The following is a 19,199-nucleotide window of genomic DNA, read 5'->3' as shown; positions in this document are numbered from 1 at the left end:
TCGGCTCAGAAAACGTGCGAGAACAGATAGTACAGTACGCCCGAGATGATCATCGCGGCCGGCAGGGTCAGCACCCAGGCCATGGCAATGTTGCGGATCGTCGCCCATTGCAGGCCCGAGCCGTTGGCGGCCATGGCGCCTGCGATGCCTGACGACAGCACGTGGGTGGTCGAGACCGGCAGGCCGTAGACGTCGGCGGCGGCAATGGTGGCGGCCGCGGTGATCTCGGCGCAGGCCCCCTGCGCATACGTCAGGTGCGTCTTGCCGATCCTCTCGCCGACGGTGACGACGATGCGCTTCCAGCCGACCATGGTGCCAAGACCAAGCGCGATGGCGACCACGATCTTCACCCAGCCGGGGATGAACTTCGTGGCGCCGTCGAGCGAGCCTTTGTAGGCGTTGAGCACGGTGACCTCGGCGGCGCTGAGCTCGGCTTCCTTGTCCTTCATCAGGAAGCGCAGCGCTTCCGAGACGAGGTACATGTCGTTGCGGGTGTTGCCGACGAGGTCGGCGGGCACCTTGGCGAGCGATCCGTAGGTGCTCACCTGCTTGGCGATGTCGCGCACGAGCACGGCGAGCGATGGGAACGTGCCGGCGTTGACCTCGTGCTGCGCGACGTAGTTGGTCACGGCCGGACGCGGATTGCCGATCACGTTGTAGCCGGCGGCCTTGGCCTCGATGATCTTGCTGGCGGCCTCCGAGTTCTGGATGAACGCGGCGAGCTGGCCTTCCGGCAGCGCGCGGTTGAGCGCGTAGGCGGTCGGCACGGTGCCGATCAGGATCAGCATGATCAGGCCCATGCCCTTCTGACCGTCATTGGAGCCGTGGAAGAAGCTCACCAGCGTGCAGGTGAGGATGAGGATGCCGCGGATCCACCACGGCGGCGGCTGGTCGCCCTTCGGCTCGCCGAACAGGGCGGGGGTGGCGCGCAGCAGCACCGTGCGCAGGATCAGCAGCAGGCCGGCGGCAAGCACGAAGCCGAACAGCGGCGACAGCAGCAACGCCTTGCCGATATTGGTGGCTTGGGACCAGTCGACGCCGGTGGTGCCGCTACGGCCATGCAGGACCGCGTTCATGATGCCGACGCCCATGATCGAGCCGATCAGGGTGTGCGAGCTCGAGGCCGGCAGGCCGAAATACCAGGTGCCGACGTTCCAGATGATGGCGGCGATCAGCAGCGCGAACACCATGGCGAAGCCGGCGCTGGAGCCGACCTGGAGGATCAGCTCGACCGGCAGCAGCGAGACGATGCCGAACGCGACCGCGCCGGAGGACAGCAGCACGCCGAACAGGTTGAACATGCCGGACCAAACCACGGCGACGTGGGCGGGCAGCGAGCGGGTGTAGATTACGGTTGCGACCGCGTTGGCGGTGTCGTGGAAGCCGTTCACGAACTCGAAGCCGAGTGCGATCAGGAGCGCGACGAAGAGCAGGAGAAACGGAGCGAAGGACTTGACCTGCACGCCGGACGCATCGACGTCGATCCAGATGCTGTAGGCGACGAAGAGCAGCGCGGCGGCGATCACGCCCATGTAGATCACGCCGGTGAGCGGATGGAAGCCGCGATTGAGGTCTGGCCCCTTACTCAAGGCCGGCTCGATCGAGCCCGGCAAAGCAACGTCACTCATTGGAAATTCTCCTGTCCCAAGGCCCCGATTTTGCGCGTGGCATGTGACAGGCGGTTGAAATGGCGGAAAGGCCGCCGAAATGACGTGACCTCTCCACGGCTCGTTGCCGTGCATCGGCGCCGCGTCAGGCCGCGCGCGAGGCTTTCTTCTGCAACGCCGCGGCGATCTTCAGGTCTTCGACAAAGCGCTGATATTCCATCACCTTCGCCTCCGGATCCGGAAGCCGCAACAGATAGGACGGATGCACCGTCACCAGAGCCTTGCGTCCGTCGGGAAGGTCTAGGAGCCGGCCGCGGGTCTTGCCGATCGGCGTGATCTTGCCGAACACGCTTTGCGCGGCGGTTGCGCCCATCGCGACAATCAGCTCGGGCTGGATTGCCGAAACCTCCCGCTCATACCATTGTCGACAGGCTTTGATCTCCGGCGTTGCCGGCTTCTGGTGCAGGCGGATCTTTCCGCGCGGCACGAACTTGAAGTGCTTCACGGCATTGGTGACATAGACCTTCTTGCGATCGACGCCGGCCTCCGCAAGCGCGCGGTCGAGCATCTGGCCGGCCGGGCCGACGAAGGGATGGCCGGCAAGGTCCTCCTTGTCGCCGGGCTGCTCGCCGACCAGCATGATGGTGGCATTCTCGGGGCCTTCGCCGAACACGGTTTGCGTCGCGTCCTTGTAGAGCGGGCAGGCGCGGCAATGCGCGGCTTCCGCGCGAAGCGCTTCGAGATCGTTGGCAGCAGTCTTGCGTGTCATCGGAGCCTCCGGCCGCTTCTGAGGCTTGTGCGGATCGGTTGGGGCGTTGGCGATCATGGCACCGGTCATGCGCTCGGCGTCCTCGATCAAGGGCTTAATGATCGAGGCCTCGGGCAGGTTCCTCCAGTATTTCTTCGGCATCTCCGTCTGCATCGCCTTCACCTTCAGCCGGGCCGGATTGAAGATGCTTGCGTAATAGCTTCGCCAGGTTTCCTCCAGCCGGTCTTCGCTTGGCGCCTCGCTCTTGCTCACGCCCGGCGTGAACGAGAGCGCGTGGCCATCCCAATGCGCGCAGAGATCGGGCGTCAGGATCGACCAGGGCATGTCGGCAAAGCGTCTGGCGAAGAATGGCGCGGCGAGTTCGACGATGTGATGCTCCGGCTCGAACCAGGCGACGTAATGGGCGGCGCGCTCCCGGCCGATCTCGCGAAAGCGCACGAAGGCGTGCATCTTGTGCTCGTCGCGATGGACCGCGCGCGCCATCGCAGTGACCAGCGCGACATCGGGATCGGTCGCGACCTCGATCAGATCGTGATGGTCCTTCAGCCGGAAGAGCAGGCGATAGAGGATCGCGAAGCGCTCGCGATCGCGGTGCAGGATTGCTGACTTCGCGAGATCGACGAATTTGCCTGATACATTGAAGGTGCCCTCGTTGACCTCGAGGATCGGCGACGGCGCGGGCGGCGCGAACAACTCGGGGTCGCCGCCCTGCACGGCCCAGGTGACATCGGCGGGCGGCACATGATGAAGCACGAGGCTGCGTGCAGCTTTACGCCAGCCGTCGAAATCGGTTTCGCCGTCGAGGGTGATGTATTGCATCAGAATCCAAACCCCAATTGCGTTGCTTTCGGCTTGAATCGTTCGATCAGCCCGGCCGCATCGAGACGATGTGGCGCGGGACGGTGGTCGCTGAGGATGATGAAGGGCAGCGCCTTGTGACGGGGCACGTGCAGCCGCGCCAGATCGGACAAGCGGATCGTGGTGGTGCGCCGCGTTGCGATAATGCGTTCGACCGCCTTGGTGCCGAAGCCCGGCACCCGCAGCAGCTCCTCGCGGCTGGCGCGGTTGACGTCGAGCGGGAAGCGGTCGCGATGGCGCAGCGCCCAGGCGAGTTTCGGATCGATGTCGAGCGGCAGCATGGCGCTGTCGTCGACGATCTCCGCAACATCGAAGCCGTAGAAGCGCATCAGCCAGTCGGCCTGGTAGAGCCGGTGCTCGCGCAGCAGGGGCGGCTGGACCAGAGGCAAGGCGCGGCTGGCATCCGGGATCGGGCTGAAGGCGGAGTAATAGACGCGCCGCATTCGGTATGAACCGTAGAGATTGGCGCTGGTGTGGAGAATGGTGTGATCGTTCGCGCTGTCGGCGCCGACGATCATCTGGGTGCTTTGGCCGGCTGGCGCGAAACGTTGCGGCCTTGCCTTGGTCTTCGCCGAGCTGTCTTCTTCGGCCTCGTCGAGTTTCAGTCGTAGCCGGCCCATGGCGCGTCGGATTGCGCGCACGTCCTTCTCCGGCGCGAATTGCTGCAGGCTCGCCGCTTCGGGCATCTCGATGTTGATGGAAAGACGGTCGGCATATTTGCCGGCCTCCGTGATCAGCGTATCGTCGGCCTCCGGAATGGTCTTCAGGTGAATGTAGCCGCGGAAGTGATGCTCCTCGCGCAGCTTGCGCGCGACGCTGACCACTTGCTCCATCGTGTAGTCCGGGCTGCGGATGATGCCGGAGGAGAGAAACAGGCCCTCGATGTAATTGCGCCGGTAGAAGTCGAGCGTCAGCTTGACCACCTCGTCGATGGTAAAGCGGGCGCGCGGCACGTTGGAGGAGGCGCGGTTGATGCAGTAGAGGCAATCGTAATTGCAGGCGTTGGTGAGCAGCACCTTGAGCAGCGAGATGCAGCGTCCATCCGGCGCGTAGGAATGGCAGATGCCCATGCCGGGCGCGGTCGAGCCCATGCCCTTGCCGTCGCTGGAATCCCGCTTCTCGGTGCCGCTGGAGGCACAGGAGGCGTCGTATTTGGCAGCGTCCGCCAGGATCTCCAGCTTGCGTTGTACGTCCATCCCAGAATCCCTTTGATTCAGCTCATGAATTCGATTGGGCGCAATTCGATTGACTCTTCGGGCGCCGTTAGCTTTATATTAGAACATATCATGAACAAATGAGCCAGCCGCAGGTTCTTATTTTTGAAAGCCTCGGCAATCACTCTGAAGGAGCGGCGAGCATGAGCGGCGCACGCATGAGCGCGCTTGCGATCTTGCGCAGCCAGATCGAACGGATCGAGACAGCGGAGGTCGTGCATCATCACGACCGTGTCGCGCTCGGTCATGGCGAGGTCGATCGCGCCTTGAAAGGCGGGCTTGCGCGCGCGGCGATCCACGAGGTGTTTTGCGAAGGGCGCCAGGGCGCGGCCGCGACGGGCTTTGTCACCGGGCTTGCGGGCCGCGTCACGGCGCAGCGGCCGCTTTTGTGGGTGCGGCAGGATTTCTCGGAGATCGAGGCTGGTGCGCTGTCGATGAGCGGGCTCGCCGAGCTCGGCCTCGATCCGCGCCGTGTGGTGATGGTGCGCGCGGCCGACGTCGAGAGTGCGCTGCGCACCTCGGCCGATGCGCTCGCCTGCGATGCGCTCGGTGCCGTCGTGCTCGAGCTCTGGGGCGAGATAAGGCAGTTCGATCTCGTGGCGAGCCGCAAGCTGACGCTGGCCGCGCAAGGCTCAGGCGTCACTGGCCTGTTGTTGCGAATGGCGGCACAGCCGCTGCCGTCGACCGCGGAGACACGCTGGATGCTGCGCGCGGCGCATTCACCGCCGGGTTCAGCTTCAATGCCTGCGGCGCCTTGGAGCGCCTGGGGCGCGCCGCGCTTCGATGTCGAGCTGTTGCGCAATCGTCATGGCCCGTGCGGCCGGTGGATCATGGAATGGAAGTGTGATGAGTGCCAGTTCAGTGAACCGTCGGCGTATTCTCAGCCTGTGGCTGCCTCGCCTGCCCATCGACCGGATCCAGCGGTTCTTCAACAGCGCCGGGCTGGGTAAGACCAATGATCCCAGCATCGTCGTCATCAAGGACAACAATGCGCTGGTGATCCATGCGCTGGATGAAGCGGCCGAACGTCTGGGTCTGTATATTGGCCAGCCGTTGGCGAACGCGCGGGCGATGTGTCCAGATTTAAAAGTGTTCGACGCCGATGTCGTGGCCGATGCGAAAACGCTGAGCGACATCGCCGACTGGTGCGACCGCTTCACGCCGCTGGTGGCGCTCGATGCGCCGCATGGGCTGTTCCTCGATATCACCGGCTGCGCGCATCTGTTCGGCGGCGAGGCTGCGCTGTTGCAGACGTTGGTCCGGGCGCTCGGTCGACAAGGCTTTGCCGTCAGTGCGGCGATCGCCGGCACCTCGGTCTGCGCGCGGACGCTGACGCGGCAGGCCACGGGCAGCATCGTTGCCGATGGCAGCGAGGGGGCGGCGATCGACCGGTTTCCGGTGTCCGCACTCGGTGCGGACGAGGCGATCATCACAGGGCTGCGCCGCGCCGGGCTGAAGACTATCGGCGATGTCGCCTCGCGCAGCGCCTCCGAGATCACGGCGCGGTTCGGCGCGCGGTTCTCCACGCTGCTCGCGCATGCGCTGGGGCAGGGCGATGCGCCGATCAGCCCGCGCAAGCCGCTGCCCGATTACATCGTTGAGAAACGTTTTGCCGAGCCGATCGCAACCGACACCATGATCGCGATGACGCTGTCGCGACTCGCCGACACGTTGATCGCGTCCATGGAGAAGCAGGGCAAGGGCGCGCGACGTCTGGAAGCCGCCTTCTTCCGCACCGACGGTGTGGTGCGCGCGATCATGGTCGAGACCGGACGTCCGGTGACGCGAAGCGCCGTGATCGACCGGCTGTTCCGCGAGCGGCTCGATGCGCTCGCCGATCCGCTCGATCCCGGCTTCGGCTTCGACATGGTGCGCTTGTCGGCGAGCCGCACCGAGATCGTGGTGCAGGAGCAGCGCGATCTCGATGCTCATGTCCATGACAATGACGAGCTTGCCGCGCTGATCGACCGTATCGCCGCGCGCATCGGCGGAAGGCGCGTCGTGGTCCATCTGCCGCAGGATACCCATATCCCCGAGCAGGCGGTGCTGGCCGCGCCCGCCCAGCATCATCTCACGGCTGCCGTGCAGGCCCAGTGGCCCGCGCGCGCCGAAAGCGAGCCGCCGCTGCGCCCCCTCAGGCTGTTCGACCAGCCGGAGCCGGTCACCGTGCCGTTTGCGACCGTGCCTGACGGCCCGCCGCATCAATTCACCTGGCGGCGCGCGAAACATGCGGTGGTGCGGGTGGAGGGGCCCGAGCGCATCGCGATGGAATGGTGGCGGCAGGACGGCAAGCAGCTGACGCGGGATTATTTCCGCATCGAGGATGCCGAGGGCCTGCGCTTCTGGATTTTTCGCGACGGTCTTTATGAGGGAGAGGTGTTCGACGCCGACGGCGAGCCCGCTCCGCCTCGCTGGTATGTGCACGGTCTCTTCGCATGAACATTCCTGCCTATGCCGAGATCGGCATCACCACCAATTTCTCCTTCCTGCGCGGCGGATCGGATCCGCGCGCCTATGTGCATCAGGCCAGCAAGCTCGGCATTCCCGTGATCGGCATCGCCGACCACAACACGCTCGCCGGCGTGGTGCGGGCCTGGAACGAGCTCGACAACGACAAGGTGCTGCACAAGCCAAAACTGCTGATCGGGGCGCGCATCGTCTTCATCGACGGCACGCCCGACATTTTCGTCTATCCGCGCGACCGCGCCGCCTATGGTCGGCTCTGTCAGCTTCTGACCCGAGGCAAGCGTGGCGACGACATTATCCGGATCGAGAAAGGCGAGTGCCATCTCAGCTTCGGCGATCTCTTGGAGTTTGCGGAAGGCCAGCTTCTGATCCTGACATTGCCGCATCGCTTCGATGATGCGAAAGCGCTGGAGGTGCTTTCAAAACTCAAAGCAAGCCGCGCCGACGGCGTGTGGCTGGCGGCGAGCCTGATCTATCGCGGCGACGACCGCCGTCGCCTGGCGCGGCTCGACGATCTCGCAGCAAAAGCAAGAGTGCCGCTGCTCGCGACCAACGAGGTGCTCTACCACGATCCCGGCCGTCGTCCGCTCCAGGACGTGCTCACCTGTATCAGGGAAAAGACCACGATCGAGGCGGTCGGACGCAAGCTGGAAGCCAATGCCGAGCGCTTTCTGAAGACGCCCCGCGAGATGGCGCGGCTGTTTCGCGACATCCCCGAGGCGATCGCGGAGACCATGCGTTTTGCGGACAGGATCGAGTTCTCGCTCGACCAGCTCAGATATCAATACCCCGACGAGCCGGTGCCGCCGGGCAAGACCGCGCAGGGACATCTGGAGGATCTGACCTGGGCTGGCGTCGATAAATATTTCGGCGGCGAGATCGACGACAAGCTGCGTGCGACGCTCAAGAAAGAGCTCGCGCTGATATCAGAGCTGAAATATGCGCATTACTTCCTCACCGTGCACGACATCGTTCATTACGCGCGCAGCCAGAACATTCTGTGCCAGGGGCGGGGATCGGCGGCAAATTCGGCCGTCTGCTACGTGCTCGGCATCACCTCGGTCGATCCGACCAAGGTCGATCTCTTGTTCGAGCGCTTCATCTCCAAGGAACGGCTGGAGCCGCCCGACATCGACGTCGATTTCGAGCATTCGCGGCGCGAAGAGGTGATGCAATATGTCTATCTCCGCTACGGCCGCCACCGCGCTGCGATCATCGCCACCGTGATTCATTATCGTCCGCGTAGCGCCATCCGCGATGTCGGCAAGGCGCTCGGCCTGACCGAGGACGTCACCGCTGCGCTCGCGGACACGGTCTGGGGCAGCTGGGGCAAGGGCCTCAATGACATGCAGGTCCGGCAAGCCGGGCTCGATCCGCAAAATCCCATGATCAACCTCGCGGTCGAGCTGGCGACCGAGCTGATCGAATTCCCGCGCCATCTGTCCCAGCATGTCGGCGGCTATGTGTTGACGCAAGACCGGCTCGACACCTATGTGCCGATCGGCAACGCCGCGATGGACGACCGCACCTTCATCGAATGGGACAAGGACGACGTCGACGCGCTCAACATGATGAAGGTCGACGTGCTCGCGCTGGGGATGCTGACCTGCATCAGGAAGTGCTTTGATCTGATCGATCAGCACAAAGGGGAGCGTTTCGTGCTGGCGAGCGTCCCGCAGGATGATCCCAAGGTTTACGACATGCTGTGCGCCGGCGAGTCGCTCGGCGTCTTCCAGGTCGAAAGCCGCGCGCAGATGAACATGCTGCCGCGGCTGAAACCGCGGACCTTCTACGACCTCGTCATCGAGGTCGCGATCGTGCGGCCAGGCCCAATCCAGGGTGATATGGTGCATCCCTATCTGCGCCGGCGGAATAATCTGGAAAAGGTGACCTATCCCTCGCCATCATCAGAGCATGGTCCCGCAGACGAGCTCTATAAGGTACTGCACAAGACCAAGGGCGTGCCCCTGTTCCAGGAGCAGGCGATGCGCATCGCGATCGAGGCGGCGAAATTCACCCCCGAGGAAGCCAATGGCCTGCGCCGCTCGATGGCGACCTTCCGCAATGTCGGCACCATCGGCCAGTACGAGGAGAAGCTGATCGGCAACATGGTCGCGCGCGGCTATGACGCAAACTTCGCCAGAAGCTGCTTTGATCAGATCAAGGGCTTTGGCTCCTACGGCTTCCCCGAGAGCCATGCCGCGAGCTTTGCCCAGCTCGTCTACATCTCGTCATGGCTGAAGCATCATCACCCCGACGCCTTCTGCTGTGGCCTCTTGAACTCGCAGCCGATGGGCTTTTACGCGCCGGCGCAGATCGTCGGCGATGCCCGCAAGAACGGCGTCGAGGTCCGCGAGATCGACGTGTCCTATAGTTTTGCGCAGAACACGCTGGAGAATACGGAGGGCAGATATTGTGCCGTTCGCCTGGGCTTTCGCCAGATCGACGGCTTTCACTGGCTCGATCCGGATGAGGAGTTCCTCAAAAAGGAGCAGGCGAAGAGGCAAGGCAAGGTCTATGTCATCCAGAAAGATTGGGCCGATCTTATCATTGATGCCCGCCACCGCCGTCCTTTTACCTCACTCGAAGACTTCGCCCGCGACACCGGCCTGCCCAAGCGCGCGCTGATCCTGCTGGCGGATGCGGACGCATTCCGCTCGCTGGGGCTCGATCGCCGCGAGGCGCTGTGGCAGGTGCGGCGGCTGCCTGACGACGTGGCGCTGCCGCTGTTCGAAGCGGCCACCGCGCGCGAGCAGCCGGACGAGCAGGCCAAGCCGCTTCCCCTGATGCCGCGTCCCGAGCAGGTCGTCGCGGATTACCAGACCATCCGGCTATCGCTGAAGGGCCATCCGATGGAATTCCTGCGCGAGATGTTTTCGCGCGAGCGCATCGTCGCCTGCAAGGAGATCAGCCACGAGAACGAGCGCCGCCGCGTCCGCTGCGCCGGCGTGGTGCTGGTGCGGCAGCGGCCGGGCAGCGCCAGCGGCGTCGTGTTCATGACGCTGGAGGACGAAACCGGCATCGCCAATGTCGTGGTGTGGCCCAAGGTCATGGAGCAGTACCGCAAGGAGGTGATGGGCGCGCGCCTCATCGAGGTTCAGGGCTACATCCAGAGCAGCCCCGAGAAGGTGACGCATCTGATCGCGCAGCGCATGATCGATCGCTCGAACGATCTGGTCGGCCTCGCCAACGATGCGCTAAGCCGCAAGCACAAGGTGCCGGCAGGCGCAACATTGGTCGAGCCGCTCAACGACGACCGCCGCGACCACGCCGATATGCCGGCGCAGAAAATCCGCCACCCCCGCAACGTCCGCATCCTGCCGCCGTCGCGGGATTTTCATTGAGGTGAGGCCAGATGCCGTGAGTTATTGAAGCGCGCTCGCGCACCTCACCCCCAGTCGTCATACCCCGCGAAAGCGGGGTATCCAGTACGCCGCGGCTTCACGGATCTAGCCGCGCTGCCTCTGGAATGCTGGATCGCCCGCCTTCGCGAGCGATGACAGTGTACCCTGCCTCTAAAAATTCACCCGGTTCGAGATCGCACCGTCGACGACGAGATTCGACCCCGTGGTGAATCCCGACATCGGGCTTGCCAGAAACACCGCCGCGTTCGCGATCTCCTGCGGCGTCGCCATCCGCCCAGTCGGGTTGCGCTTCATCGCGTCGTTGTAACGCTCCGGCATGTTCTTCTCGATCATCTCCCAGACGCCGCCCTTGAAATAGACGGTGCCCGGCGAGACCACGTTCACGCGGATCTTCTTCTTGGCGTATTGCCGCGCCAGGCCCTTGGCCATGTGGATCAGCGCCGCCTTGATCGGGCCATAGGAGCTGGCGACATCGGCCTGCGCCGCCGAGATCGAGGAGATGATGACGAAAGCGGCATCGCCGCTTGCCTCGCCGCTGGCCTCCAGGAACGGCCGTGCGGCATCGAACGCTTGCACGGCGCCGAGCACGTCAAGCCGGAAATTCTGCTCCCATGATGCGGGATCGTGGCCCTGTGCCATGGCGCCGGCGTTGGAAAACAGCATATTGACGCCGCCGAGTTCCCTGGCTGCGCCCTCGACCCAGGCCTTCAGCGCCGCGCCGTCGGTGACGTCAACGGTGCCGCCTGTGGCGCGGATGCCGCTGGCCTTCAATTCAGCAACGGTGGCCGCGACCTGCTCTGCATTGCGCGCGCACACCGCGACATTGCTGCCTTCACCGGCCAGCGTTGCCGCAATCGCCCGCCCGATGCCGCGCGTGCCGCCGAGCACGATGGCGTTTTTTCCCTTGAGACCGAGATCCATTGTGGTTTTCCTTGTTGTTGGTCGTAAGGACCTTAGTTGTTTGAGCGAGGATGTCGAATTCGTTCTCGGTGTCATACCCCGCGCAGGCGGGGTATCCAGTACGCTGCGGCTTCTCGGTTCAATCACGACCGCTTCTGGAATACTCGATCGCCCGCCTTCGCGGATGATGACACGGTGCGAGCCGGAAGAGCGCGCCCCCTTACTCCGGCGCAGCCCCAACCGGTGGGCCGCCGGGCGGCCGATGCAGGAAGGTCAGCGAGGCATAGGCGCCGACCCAGGAGCCGATCGCGGCGAAGGCCACATAGACGGCGTTTTCCGTGTAGCTGATCACGGCATAGGAGGAGAGCAGATACCAGATCGCGCTCCAGCTTGCGGCCGGCACGCGCTTGCGCGCGACCACGGCTGACGTAAACATCACATAGACCGCGTCGGTGGCCGCTGTCGCGACCAACACGGCGCCTGCGGTGAGGGGATCGATGGCGGCCATTGCAATCCTTTCCGTGCTCATGGGATGGTCGCAAAGCTAAAGGGAGAAAAGAGGCCATGCAAAGCCCCGCCGACATCCTCAGCGACATCTGGCTCTCCGCCGGCGGCGATGCTGCTGCGCTCGAACGCGTGCATCTGACCGGCGAGGAGCCGCAGATTCCGTCCTCGTTTCGTGTCGCTGCCGCCGGCCAAGCGACGATCGCCGCCGCCGGTCTTGCCGCTGCCGAGATCTGGCGGCTGCGCAGCGGCGAGGCGCAGGAGGTCAGCGTCGACATGCGCCACGCCGTCGTCGAATGCCGCTCCGAGCGTTATCTGCGCCTCGACGACAAGCCGCCACCGCCGGCCTGGGATGCCATCGCCGGCGTTTACAAGACTGGCGACAACAGCTTCGTCCGCTGCCACACGAATTTCCCGCACCACCGCGACGCCGTCTGCAAGGTGCTCGGCTGCGCACCCGAGCGCGATAAGGTGCAGGCCGCGCTGATGCAGTGGAAGGGCGCGGATTTCGAGGCCGCGGCCTATGCCGCCGGCGGCGTCGTTGCGCTCATGCGCTCTTACGATCAATGGTCGGCGCTGCCGCAGGCCCGCGCGCTGGCTGAGTTGCCGCTGGTCTCGATCGAGAAGATCGGTGATGCGGCGATAAAGCCCTGGCCTGACGGCGATCGTCCGCTCGCAGGCCTGCGCGTGCTCGATCTCTCCCGCGTCATCGCAGGGCCCGTCGCCGGCCGCACGCTCGCGGCACACGGCGCGGATGTGCTCTTGGTCTCAGGGCCGGAGCTGCCGGCCATTCCCTGGCTCGCCATCGACACCGGCCGCGGCAAGCTCACCACCTTCATCGAACTGAAGAGCGAGGCGGGCAGGGCGCAACTGCGCGAATTGCTGAAAGACGCCGACATTTTCTCGCAAGGCTATCGCCCGCGCGCGCTCGCCAGCCTCGGCTTCTCGCCGCAAGAGGCGGCTAGCATCAATCCCGGCATCGTCTACGTCACATTGTCGGCTTACGGCCATGCCGGCCCTTGGGCCGAGCGACGCGGGTTCGATTCGCTGGTGCAGACCACGACGGGCTTCAACCAGGCGGAAGGCAAAGCGGCCGGCGTCGATGGTCCGAAGGAATTGCCGGCCCAGATGCTCGACCACGCCACCGGCTATCTGATGGCGTTCGGCGCGATGATGGCGAAGGCGCGCCAGGCCCGCGAAGGCGGCAGCTGGCACGTGCGCGTGTCGCTGGCGCAGACCGGTCGCTGGCTCTGGAATCTCGGCCGGCTCGAAGGCGGTCTCGATACTCCGGATCTTGTGGGCGCGTCCGTACATGCAGCGTTCATGGAAACGATGTCATCTGGCTTCGGCACTTTGCGGGCGGTGCGCCATTCGGCCGTGCTGTCGAGGACGCCGGCGCAATGGAGCCGTCCGGCGATGCCGCTCGGCAGCCATTCGCCGCAATGGCCGCACTGAAGCTGACGTGAAGCTGACGTGTTGTAAAATTTTAACGCAAACCGAAGGACGGCCAGCGTTTTTTAGGTTGTTTGAAATCCCAAATCGGCACTATTAGCGCGACCGATGAGGCAGTCGTCTGCCGAGATCGTCGCAGACATGACCGGGCCCCATGGTAGCTGAAAAGACCAAGCGATTGCAGGTGCTTACAAGACGACGGGTGATTGCATCCGTAGTCTTACTGGCGCTTGCCGGGGCTGGCGCCTATGGCTTCATGTTTGCCGGTGCCAAAGAGAAGAAGCTCTCCGAAGTCTCCAGCCAGTCGCGCAAGAACGCGCAGAATTTCACGCCGACACCGTCCGAATGGGCGACGCTGACGATCGAGCCCGTCAACGCCAAAACCTTTCGTGCCGAATACGTCACCGAGGGCAAGGTCGCGGTCGATGAAGACCGCTCGACGCCGGTTTTCTCGCCCTATGCGGGCCGGGTGACCAAGCTGCTCGCCAAGCCGGGCGAGAGCGTGACGCAGGGTCAACCGCTGTTCACAATCGAGGCCGCCGATACCGTGCAGGCCCAGAACGATTTCATCGCGGCGATGACGTCGCAGAACAAGGCAAAGTCCGCACTCGAGCTTGCCGACATCCAGTACAAGCGCGCCAAGGACCTCTATGAAGGCCGCGCCATTCCGCTCAAGGATTATCAGCAGGCGGAAGCGACCCAGGTCCAGGCGCAGAACGACATGCGCTCTGCGGTGACGGCACTGGAGGCCGCAAACAACAAGCTGCGCATCCTCGGTTTTACCGACGAAACGATCAAGACGTTCCAGAGCAAGGGCACCATCAACCCCGAAATCACGATCTATGCGCCGCTGTCGGGCACGGTCGTGCAGCGCAAGGTCGGGCCTGGTCAATATGTGAGCGCCGGCGCCAGCGACCCGGTCTTCGTGATCGGCGATCTCTCCACGGTCTGGCTCACCGCCTTCGTGCGCGAGAGCGATGCTGCCATGGTCAGCGTCGGACAGGATATCAGCGTCAACGTGATGGCATTGCCGGGCCGCCCCTTGACCGCCAAGATCAATTACGTCGCCACGGCGATCGATCCCAGCACTCGCCGCCTGCTGGTGCGCGCCACCATCGACAACAAGGACGGCCTGCTCAAGCCGGAAATGTTCGCCAACGTCACGATCTATTCGGCCGGCGACCGCGCGGCACCTGCAGTGCCGAAGCAGTCGCTGATCTACGAAGGCGACCAGGTCCGCATCTGGGTCGCGCGCGAAGACAAGTCGGTCGAACTCCGCCAGATCAAGATCGGCCTCATCAATGGCAACCTCGTCGAGGTGACCAGCAACCTGAAGCCCGGCGAACAGATCGTCGTCAAAGGCAGCCTGTTCATCGACCGCGCGGCGTCCGGTAGCTGATCGACGAGCCCCCACGAAACCGCGAAAAACCTGAATGGACCGTCTCGTCGCCCTTGCCGTCAACCGGCGCTTCCTGATGGTCGGCATGTTCGCCGCCGTGCTCATCGGGGGCCTGATTGCGTTCAATCAACTCAACATCGAGGCCTACCCGGATCCGACACCGCCGATGGTTGACATCGTCACCCAGAGCCCCGGCCTGTCGGCGGAAGAGATCGAGCGCTACATCACGATCCCGATCGAGACCCAGGTCGCGGGCCTGAAGAACCTGACGACGATCCGCACCATCTCGCTCTACGGCCTCTCCGACGTCAAACTGCAGTTCTCCTTCGCCTACACCTATGAGGAGGCGCTGCAGCAGGTCTTGAACCGCCTGGCGCAACTGGCGCCGCTGCCGGGCAACGTGCAGCCGCAGATCTCGCCGCTGAGCCCGATCGGCGAAATCTTCCGTTATCGCCTGGTCGGCCCGCCGAACTACAGTGTGCTCGACCTCAAAACCATCCAGGACTGGATCCTCCAGCGCCGCTTCCGCGCCGTGCCCGGCGTGATCGACGTCACCGGCTGGGGCGGCAAGAGCAAGACCTATGAGCTCGAGGTCGACAACAACAAGCTGGTCGCCAACGGCCTGACATTGCCGCAGCTACTCCAGGCCGTCAGCAACTCCAACGTCAATGTCGGCGGAAACACCGTCAATATCGGCCAGCAATCGGCCGTGGTGCGCGGTGTCGGCCTGATCAAGTCGATCGACGATCTCGCCAACACCATGGTCGCCCAGACCAACGGCAATCCGGTGCTGGTGAAGGACGTCGCCTCCGTCACCGTCGGCCAGAAGCCGCGCCTCGGCATCGCCGGCCTCGACGATTCCGACGACATCGTGCAGGGCATCGTGCTGATGCGTCGCGGCGAGCAGAGCACGCCGACCATCAGTCGCGTCGAGCAGCTCGTCAATCAGATCAACGGCTCGACGATCCTGCCGCCTGGTGTGCGGATCGAGCGCATCTACGACCGCAAGGACCTGATCGATCTCACCACCCACACCGTGCTGCACAACATGGTGGTTGGCATCCTGCTGATCGTGCTGCTGCAATGGATCTTCCTCGGCGATCTGCGCAGCGCGCTGATCGTCGGCGCCACCATACCGTTCGCGCTGTTCTTTGCCGTGATCATCCTGGTGCTGCGCGGGGAATCGGCCAACCTGCTCTCGGTCGGCGCCATCGATTTCGGCCTGATCGTGGATGCCACGGTCATCATGGTGGAGGCGATCTTCCGCCGCCTGACACAGACCACGCCACCGACGGAATCCGAGCAGATGTCGCCAGAGACGCTGTTCGGCATGAAGAGCCACGCCATCCTCAGCGCCGCGGCCGACGTCTCGCGCTCGATCTTCTTTGCCGCCGCGATCATCATCGCGGCCTTCCTGCCGCTGTTCACGCTCTCAGGCGTCGAGGGCAACATCTTCGGACCGATGGCGCGCACCTATGCCTACGCGCTCGCCGGCGGACTGCTTGCGACCTTCACCGTCACGCCCGCGCTGTCCGCGATCATCCTGCCCGCCCATGTCGAGGAGACCGAGACGCGCGTGATGCAGGTCCTGCACCGACTCTATATGCCGGTGCTGAACTGGGCCGTCGCCAACCGTACAATCGTGCTCGGCGGCGCGGTCGGCCTCGTGGTGATGACGGTCATCTTCGGCCGGTTGCTTGGCCTGGAATTCCTGCCCAAGCTCGAAGAGGGCAATCTCTGGATCCGCGCCACGCTGCCGCCGACCATCTCGCTGCAGGAAGGCAACACCTACGTCAACGAGATGCGCAAGCTGATCCGCGCCCGGCCCGAGGTCGAATCCGTGGTGTCGCAGCACGGCCGCCCCGACGACGGCACCGACGCCGCCGGCTTCTTCAACGCCGAGTTCTTCGCGCCGCTGAAGCCCGCGAGCGAGTGGCCCGGCACGCATGACAAGGAGGAGTTGACCGCGGAGTTGCTCAAGCAGCTCGACGATCGCTTCCCCGGCGTCGAGTTCAACTTCTCGCAATATCTCCAGGACAACGTCTCCGAAGCCGTCTCCGGCGTGAAGGGCGAGAACTCGATCAAGCTGTTCGGCAACGATCTGCAGGCGCTGACCGATACCGCCAACAAGATCAAGTCGGTGCTGTCGACGGTTCAGGGCGTCACCGACCTCGCCGTCTTCACCTCGTTGGGGCAGCCGACCGTGCAGATCGACATCGACCGCGCCAAGGCCGCGCGCTATGGCCTGGCGCCCGGCGACATCAACGCGACCATCAAGGTCGCGATCGGCGGCGACACTGCGGGCGATCTCTACGAGCCGGGCAGCGACCGCCACTTCCCGATCATCGTTCGCCTTGCGCCGGAGTACCGCCGCAGCGCCGAGGCGATCCAGAATATCAGAATCGGCGCGCCCGGACCGAACGGCTCCATCACGCAGATTCCCCTGAGCGAGGTCGCCAATATCAGCCTCGTGTCGGGCGCCGCCTACATCTATCGCGAGCAGCAGGAGCGCTATCTGCCGATCAAGTTCTCGGTGCGTGAGCGCGACCTCGGCAGCGCCATCCGCGAAGCGCAGCAGAAGATCGCCGACCAGGTGCAGTTGCCGCCCGGTTCGCACATGGAATGGGTCGGCGAGTTCGGCAATCTCCAGGACGCGATCCGGCGCCTGTCGATCGTTGTGCCGATTTCGCTGGCGCTGATCGGCATCCTGCTTTGGTTCAATTTCGGCTCGATGACCGACACCTTGCTCGCCATGAGCGTGATCCCGATGGCGATCTTTGGTGGCGTGCTCGGACTGTTGATCACCGGCACCGCCTTCAGCGTCTCGGCCGCGATCGGCTTCATCGCGCTGTTCGGCATCGCCGTGATGGACGGCATCATCATCCTGTCGCAGTTCAACCAGCTCATCGATGAAGGCATGGACCGCATGAGCGCGGTGATACGGACCGGCGAGTTGCAGCTCCGTCCGGTGCTGATGACCTGCGTCGTTGCGGGCGTCGGCCTGCTGCCGGCCGCGCTGTCGGGAGGCATCGGCTCGCAAGTGCAGAAGCCGCTCGCGGTCGTCGTCGTCACCGGCATGATGCTGGCGCCGGTCGTGATCCTGGTGACGCTGCCGGTGCTGATCTCGTTCTTCTCGCGCCGGGCGCGCTGATCTCAAAAGCCGTACAGACGCGCCGGATTGTCGACCAGGATCTTCTTGCGCACATCGGCATCCGCTGCCCACAGCGGAAGCTGGTTGAGCAGCCGGCCGTCGTCGATCTGGTGGAACGGTGCGAGGTCGGTGGCCTTGCGGCCCGCAAGTTGTGCCGAATCCGGATGCGGCCAGTCCGTGCCCCAGACGATCCGGTCCGGGTTCGCCGCGATCAGCGCACGCGCATAGGGCACCATGTCCTGGTAATCGGGCGCGAGATTCGATGAGCGATAGGCGCCCGAGATCTTCACATAGGCCTTGCCTGACTTGACCAGTGCAATGAGGTCGGCAAAGCCGGGCTGCTCCAGTCCGAGCGAGGCTTCGAGCCCGCCAAAATGATCGAACACGGCAGGGACCGGCGAGGCCAGCACGAGATCCTTGATGGCGGAGATCATCGCCAGCGTGGTGTAGAGCTGCACGTGCCAGCCGCGTGCCGTCATCCGCGCGACAGCGGCAGTGAAACGGGAGCGGCCCACGTCGGGATCGTTGACGCCGTCGGTTGCCAGATTGATGCGGGTGCCGCGAAAGCCGTCCGCATGCATCGCATCGAGCTGGGCTTCAGTGATGGTGTCGTCGATCACGGCCACCCCGCGCGCGGTGGCGCCGCGTGCCTTCATGCCGAACAGGCTGGAGGAATTATCAGCGCCGTAGACGCTGGGCGTGACGATCACCACGCGCTCGATCTGCAGCGCCTTGTGCAGCGCCGCCATCTCTTCCGGACTCGCAGGTCCCGGCGTATAGACGCGCCCGGCGAAGAACGGAAACTGTTCGACATCGCCATGGATGTGGGTGTGACAGTCGCAGGCGCCTGCCGGCACGTCGAAATTGATCGGCGTCGCGGGTTGCGCTGCGCGCGCGTAGATCGTGTCGGTCATGGCTGCTCCGGCATCGCGATAGGCGCCGAACGATATCACATCATCCGCGCAGTCCCGCCACGTCGCTGCATAGCTGCTCGACCAGCTCCGCAACCGGCCGCGAACCGTCGATGCGGGCGACCGGACAGGGCAGGCGAGCGAGCCACGCCTCATGTTTTACGAGACTGCGGCCCTCGCGATCACCGGCCTCATAGTGCGAGGCCCATTCGAGGAACGACTCGGTCTCCTCATGACGCCAGCCGCCCTGCGCGACGGCATCGGCGCCGAAATGCGCGGCTTCCCGGGCGCGCAGTCGCTGCATGCGAAGCTCACGCGGCGTGGCCACATAAACGACGAGATCGAACAACGGGGCGAGTTCATCGCCCCATCCGGTGACGGATCCGCTCAACACCCAATCGAGACGCGCCAGAAACATCTCGCGCATCAGGCGCAGCCGATCGGCGGCAGGGCGCGTCGTCTGGTAGGGCGGAACGGTCGGCAGCCAGAAATAATCGTCGCTGTCGTGATGCGGCAGCGCCAGCCGGCCCGCCAGCGCCCGGCCGAGCGTCGTCACGCCGGAGCCCGAAGCTCCCATCAGATGGATGCGGCGGCTCTTCATCG

General features: G+C 64.4%; 13 protein-coding genes. 6 read left to right on the top strand and 7 right to left on the bottom strand.

Going from position 1 to position 19,199, the window contains the following annotated elements:
* Window positions 1-5 precede the first annotated feature (5 nt).
* The 3 genes from XH91_RS24020 to XH91_RS24010 all read right to left on the bottom strand — a co-directional run bounded on the left by XH91_RS24020 (window position 6) and on the right by XH91_RS24010 (window position 4,430).
* On the bottom strand, window positions 6-1,628 hold the full coding sequence (locus tag XH91_RS24020; RefSeq protein ID WP_128952869.1) for an inorganic phosphate transporter: 1,623 nt from the start codon (window positions 1,626-1,628) through the stop codon (window positions 6-8).
* Between the two features lie 124 nt (window positions 1,629-1,752).
* Window positions 1,753-3,195: a UdgX family uracil-DNA binding protein gene (locus XH91_RS24015; RefSeq protein ID WP_128952868.1), complete on the bottom strand. Its 1,443-nt coding sequence runs from the start codon at window positions 3,193-3,195 to the stop codon at window positions 1,753-1,755.
* Entirely contained in the window at window positions 3,195-4,430 is a 1,236-nt protein-coding gene (locus XH91_RS24010; RefSeq protein ID WP_128952867.1) for a putative DNA modification/repair radical SAM protein, read from the bottom strand. The genes XH91_RS24015 and XH91_RS24010 overlap by 1 nt, the downstream gene beginning before the upstream one ends.
* 161 nt (window positions 4,431-4,591) lie before the next feature.
* Between XH91_RS24010 and XH91_RS24005 the strand changes: the two genes are divergently transcribed.
* The 3 genes from XH91_RS24005 to XH91_RS23995 are packed head-to-tail and all read left to right on the top strand — an operon-like array spanning window position 4,592 to window position 10,258.
* Entirely contained in the window at window positions 4,592-5,398 is an 807-nt protein-coding gene (locus XH91_RS24005; protein WP_128952866.1) for an ImuA family protein, read from the top strand.
* Complete coding sequence (locus XH91_RS24000; RefSeq protein WP_164933998.1) at window positions 5,295-6,887, top strand: Y-family DNA polymerase; 1,593 nt, start codon at window positions 5,295-5,297, stop codon at window positions 6,885-6,887. The genes XH91_RS24005 and XH91_RS24000 overlap by 104 nt, the downstream gene beginning before the upstream one ends.
* Window positions 6,884-10,258 carry an error-prone DNA polymerase gene (locus tag XH91_RS23995; protein ID WP_128952865.1) on the top strand — a complete coding sequence of 1,125 codons (3,375 nt, stop codon included), beginning with the start codon at window positions 6,884-6,886 and terminating at the stop codon, window positions 10,256-10,258. Before XH91_RS24000 ends, XH91_RS23995 begins: the two co-directional genes overlap by 4 nt.
* Before the next feature lie 171 nt (window positions 10,259-10,429).
* Here the strand turns inward: XH91_RS23995 and XH91_RS23990 are convergent, their stop codons facing one another.
* Complete coding sequence (locus XH91_RS23990; RefSeq protein ID WP_128952864.1) at window positions 10,430-11,200, bottom strand: SDR family NAD(P)-dependent oxidoreductase; 771 nt, start codon at window positions 11,198-11,200, stop codon at window positions 10,430-10,432.
* Window positions 11,201-11,399: 199 nt separating this feature from the next.
* Window positions 11,400-11,687, bottom strand: coding sequence for a hypothetical protein (locus XH91_RS23985; protein ID WP_128954976.1), 288 nt, complete (start codon window positions 11,685-11,687; stop codon window positions 11,400-11,402).
* 56 nt (window positions 11,688-11,743) lie between these two features.
* Between XH91_RS23985 and XH91_RS23980 the strand changes: the two genes are divergently transcribed.
* The 3 genes from XH91_RS23980 to XH91_RS23970 all read left to right on the top strand — a co-directional run bounded on the left by XH91_RS23980 (window position 11,744) and on the right by XH91_RS23970 (window position 17,685).
* Window positions 11,744-13,138, top strand: a complete 1,395-nt coding sequence (locus tag XH91_RS23980; RefSeq protein ID WP_128952863.1) for a CoA transferase — start codon at window positions 11,744-11,746, stop codon at window positions 13,136-13,138.
* Between the two features lie 151 nt (window positions 13,139-13,289).
* The gene (locus XH91_RS23975) at window positions 13,290-14,534 is read left to right on the top strand and encodes an efflux RND transporter periplasmic adaptor subunit (protein ID WP_128952862.1); all 1,245 of its coding nucleotides are present in this window, start codon (window positions 13,290-13,292) and stop codon (window positions 14,532-14,534) included.
* A 34-nt stretch (window positions 14,535-14,568) separates the two neighbouring features.
* Window positions 14,569-17,685: an efflux RND transporter permease subunit gene (locus XH91_RS23970; protein WP_128952861.1), complete on the top strand. Its 3,117-nt coding sequence runs from the start codon at window positions 14,569-14,571 to the stop codon at window positions 17,683-17,685.
* Window positions 17,686-17,687: 2 nt separating this feature from the next.
* Here the strand turns inward: XH91_RS23970 and XH91_RS23965 are convergent, their stop codons facing one another.
* Both XH91_RS23965 and XH91_RS23960 read right to left on the bottom strand, forming a co-directional pair.
* Window positions 17,688-18,599: an amidohydrolase family protein gene (locus XH91_RS23965; RefSeq protein ID WP_128952860.1), complete on the bottom strand. Its 912-nt coding sequence runs from the start codon at window positions 18,597-18,599 to the stop codon at window positions 17,688-17,690.
* A 40-nt stretch (window positions 18,600-18,639) separates the two neighbouring features.
* The gene (locus XH91_RS23960; RefSeq protein WP_128952859.1) at window positions 18,640-19,197 is read right to left on the bottom strand and encodes a P-loop NTPase family protein; all 558 of its coding nucleotides are present in this window, start codon (window positions 19,195-19,197) and stop codon (window positions 18,640-18,642) included.
* Window positions 19,198-19,199: the final 2 nt, after the last annotated feature.

The organism is Bradyrhizobium guangzhouense (assembly GCF_004114955.1).
Lineage (GTDB): Bacteria > Pseudomonadota > Alphaproteobacteria > Rhizobiales > Xanthobacteraceae > Bradyrhizobium > Bradyrhizobium guangzhouense.
This window is presented reverse-complemented; position numbering and strand designations above follow the sequence as displayed.

Excerpts from the sequence above, each read along its gene's own strand:
- XH91_RS23960 (WP_128952859.1), bottom strand. The coding sequence starts at position 19,197 with ATGAAGAGCCGCCGCATCCATCTGATGGGAGCTTCGGGCTCCGGCGTG.
- XH91_RS24020 (WP_128952869.1), bottom strand. The coding sequence starts at position 1,628 with ATGAGTGACGTTGCTTTGCCGGGCTCGATCGAGCCGGCCTTGAGTAAG.
- XH91_RS23965 (WP_128952860.1), bottom strand. The coding sequence starts at position 18,599 with ATGACCGACACGATCTACGCGCGCGCAGCGCAACCCGCGACGCCGATC.
- XH91_RS23990 (WP_128952864.1), bottom strand. The coding sequence starts at position 11,200 with ATGGATCTCGGTCTCAAGGGAAAAAACGCCATCGTGCTCGGCGGCACG.
- XH91_RS23995 (WP_128952865.1), top strand. The coding sequence starts at position 6,884 with ATGAACATTCCTGCCTATGCCGAGATCGGCATCACCACCAATTTCTCC.
- XH91_RS24000 (WP_164933998.1), top strand. The coding sequence starts at position 5,295 with ATGAGTGCCAGTTCAGTGAACCGTCGGCGTATTCTCAGCCTGTGGCTG.
- XH91_RS24005 (WP_128952866.1), top strand. The coding sequence starts at position 4,592 with ATGAGCGGCGCACGCATGAGCGCGCTTGCGATCTTGCGCAGCCAGATC.
- XH91_RS24010 (WP_128952867.1), bottom strand. The coding sequence starts at position 4,430 with ATGGACGTACAACGCAAGCTGGAGATCCTGGCGGACGCTGCCAAATAC.
- XH91_RS23975 (WP_128952862.1), top strand. The coding sequence starts at position 13,290 with ATGGTAGCTGAAAAGACCAAGCGATTGCAGGTGCTTACAAGACGACGG.
- XH91_RS23970 (WP_128952861.1), top strand. The coding sequence starts at position 14,569 with ATGGACCGTCTCGTCGCCCTTGCCGTCAACCGGCGCTTCCTGATGGTC.
- XH91_RS23980 (WP_128952863.1), top strand. The coding sequence starts at position 11,744 with ATGCAAAGCCCCGCCGACATCCTCAGCGACATCTGGCTCTCCGCCGGC.
- XH91_RS23985 (WP_128954976.1), bottom strand. The coding sequence starts at position 11,687 with ATGGCCGCCATCGATCCCCTCACCGCAGGCGCCGTGTTGGTCGCGACA.
- XH91_RS24015 (WP_128952868.1), bottom strand. The coding sequence starts at position 3,195 with ATGCAATACATCACCCTCGACGGCGAAACCGATTTCGACGGCTGGCGT.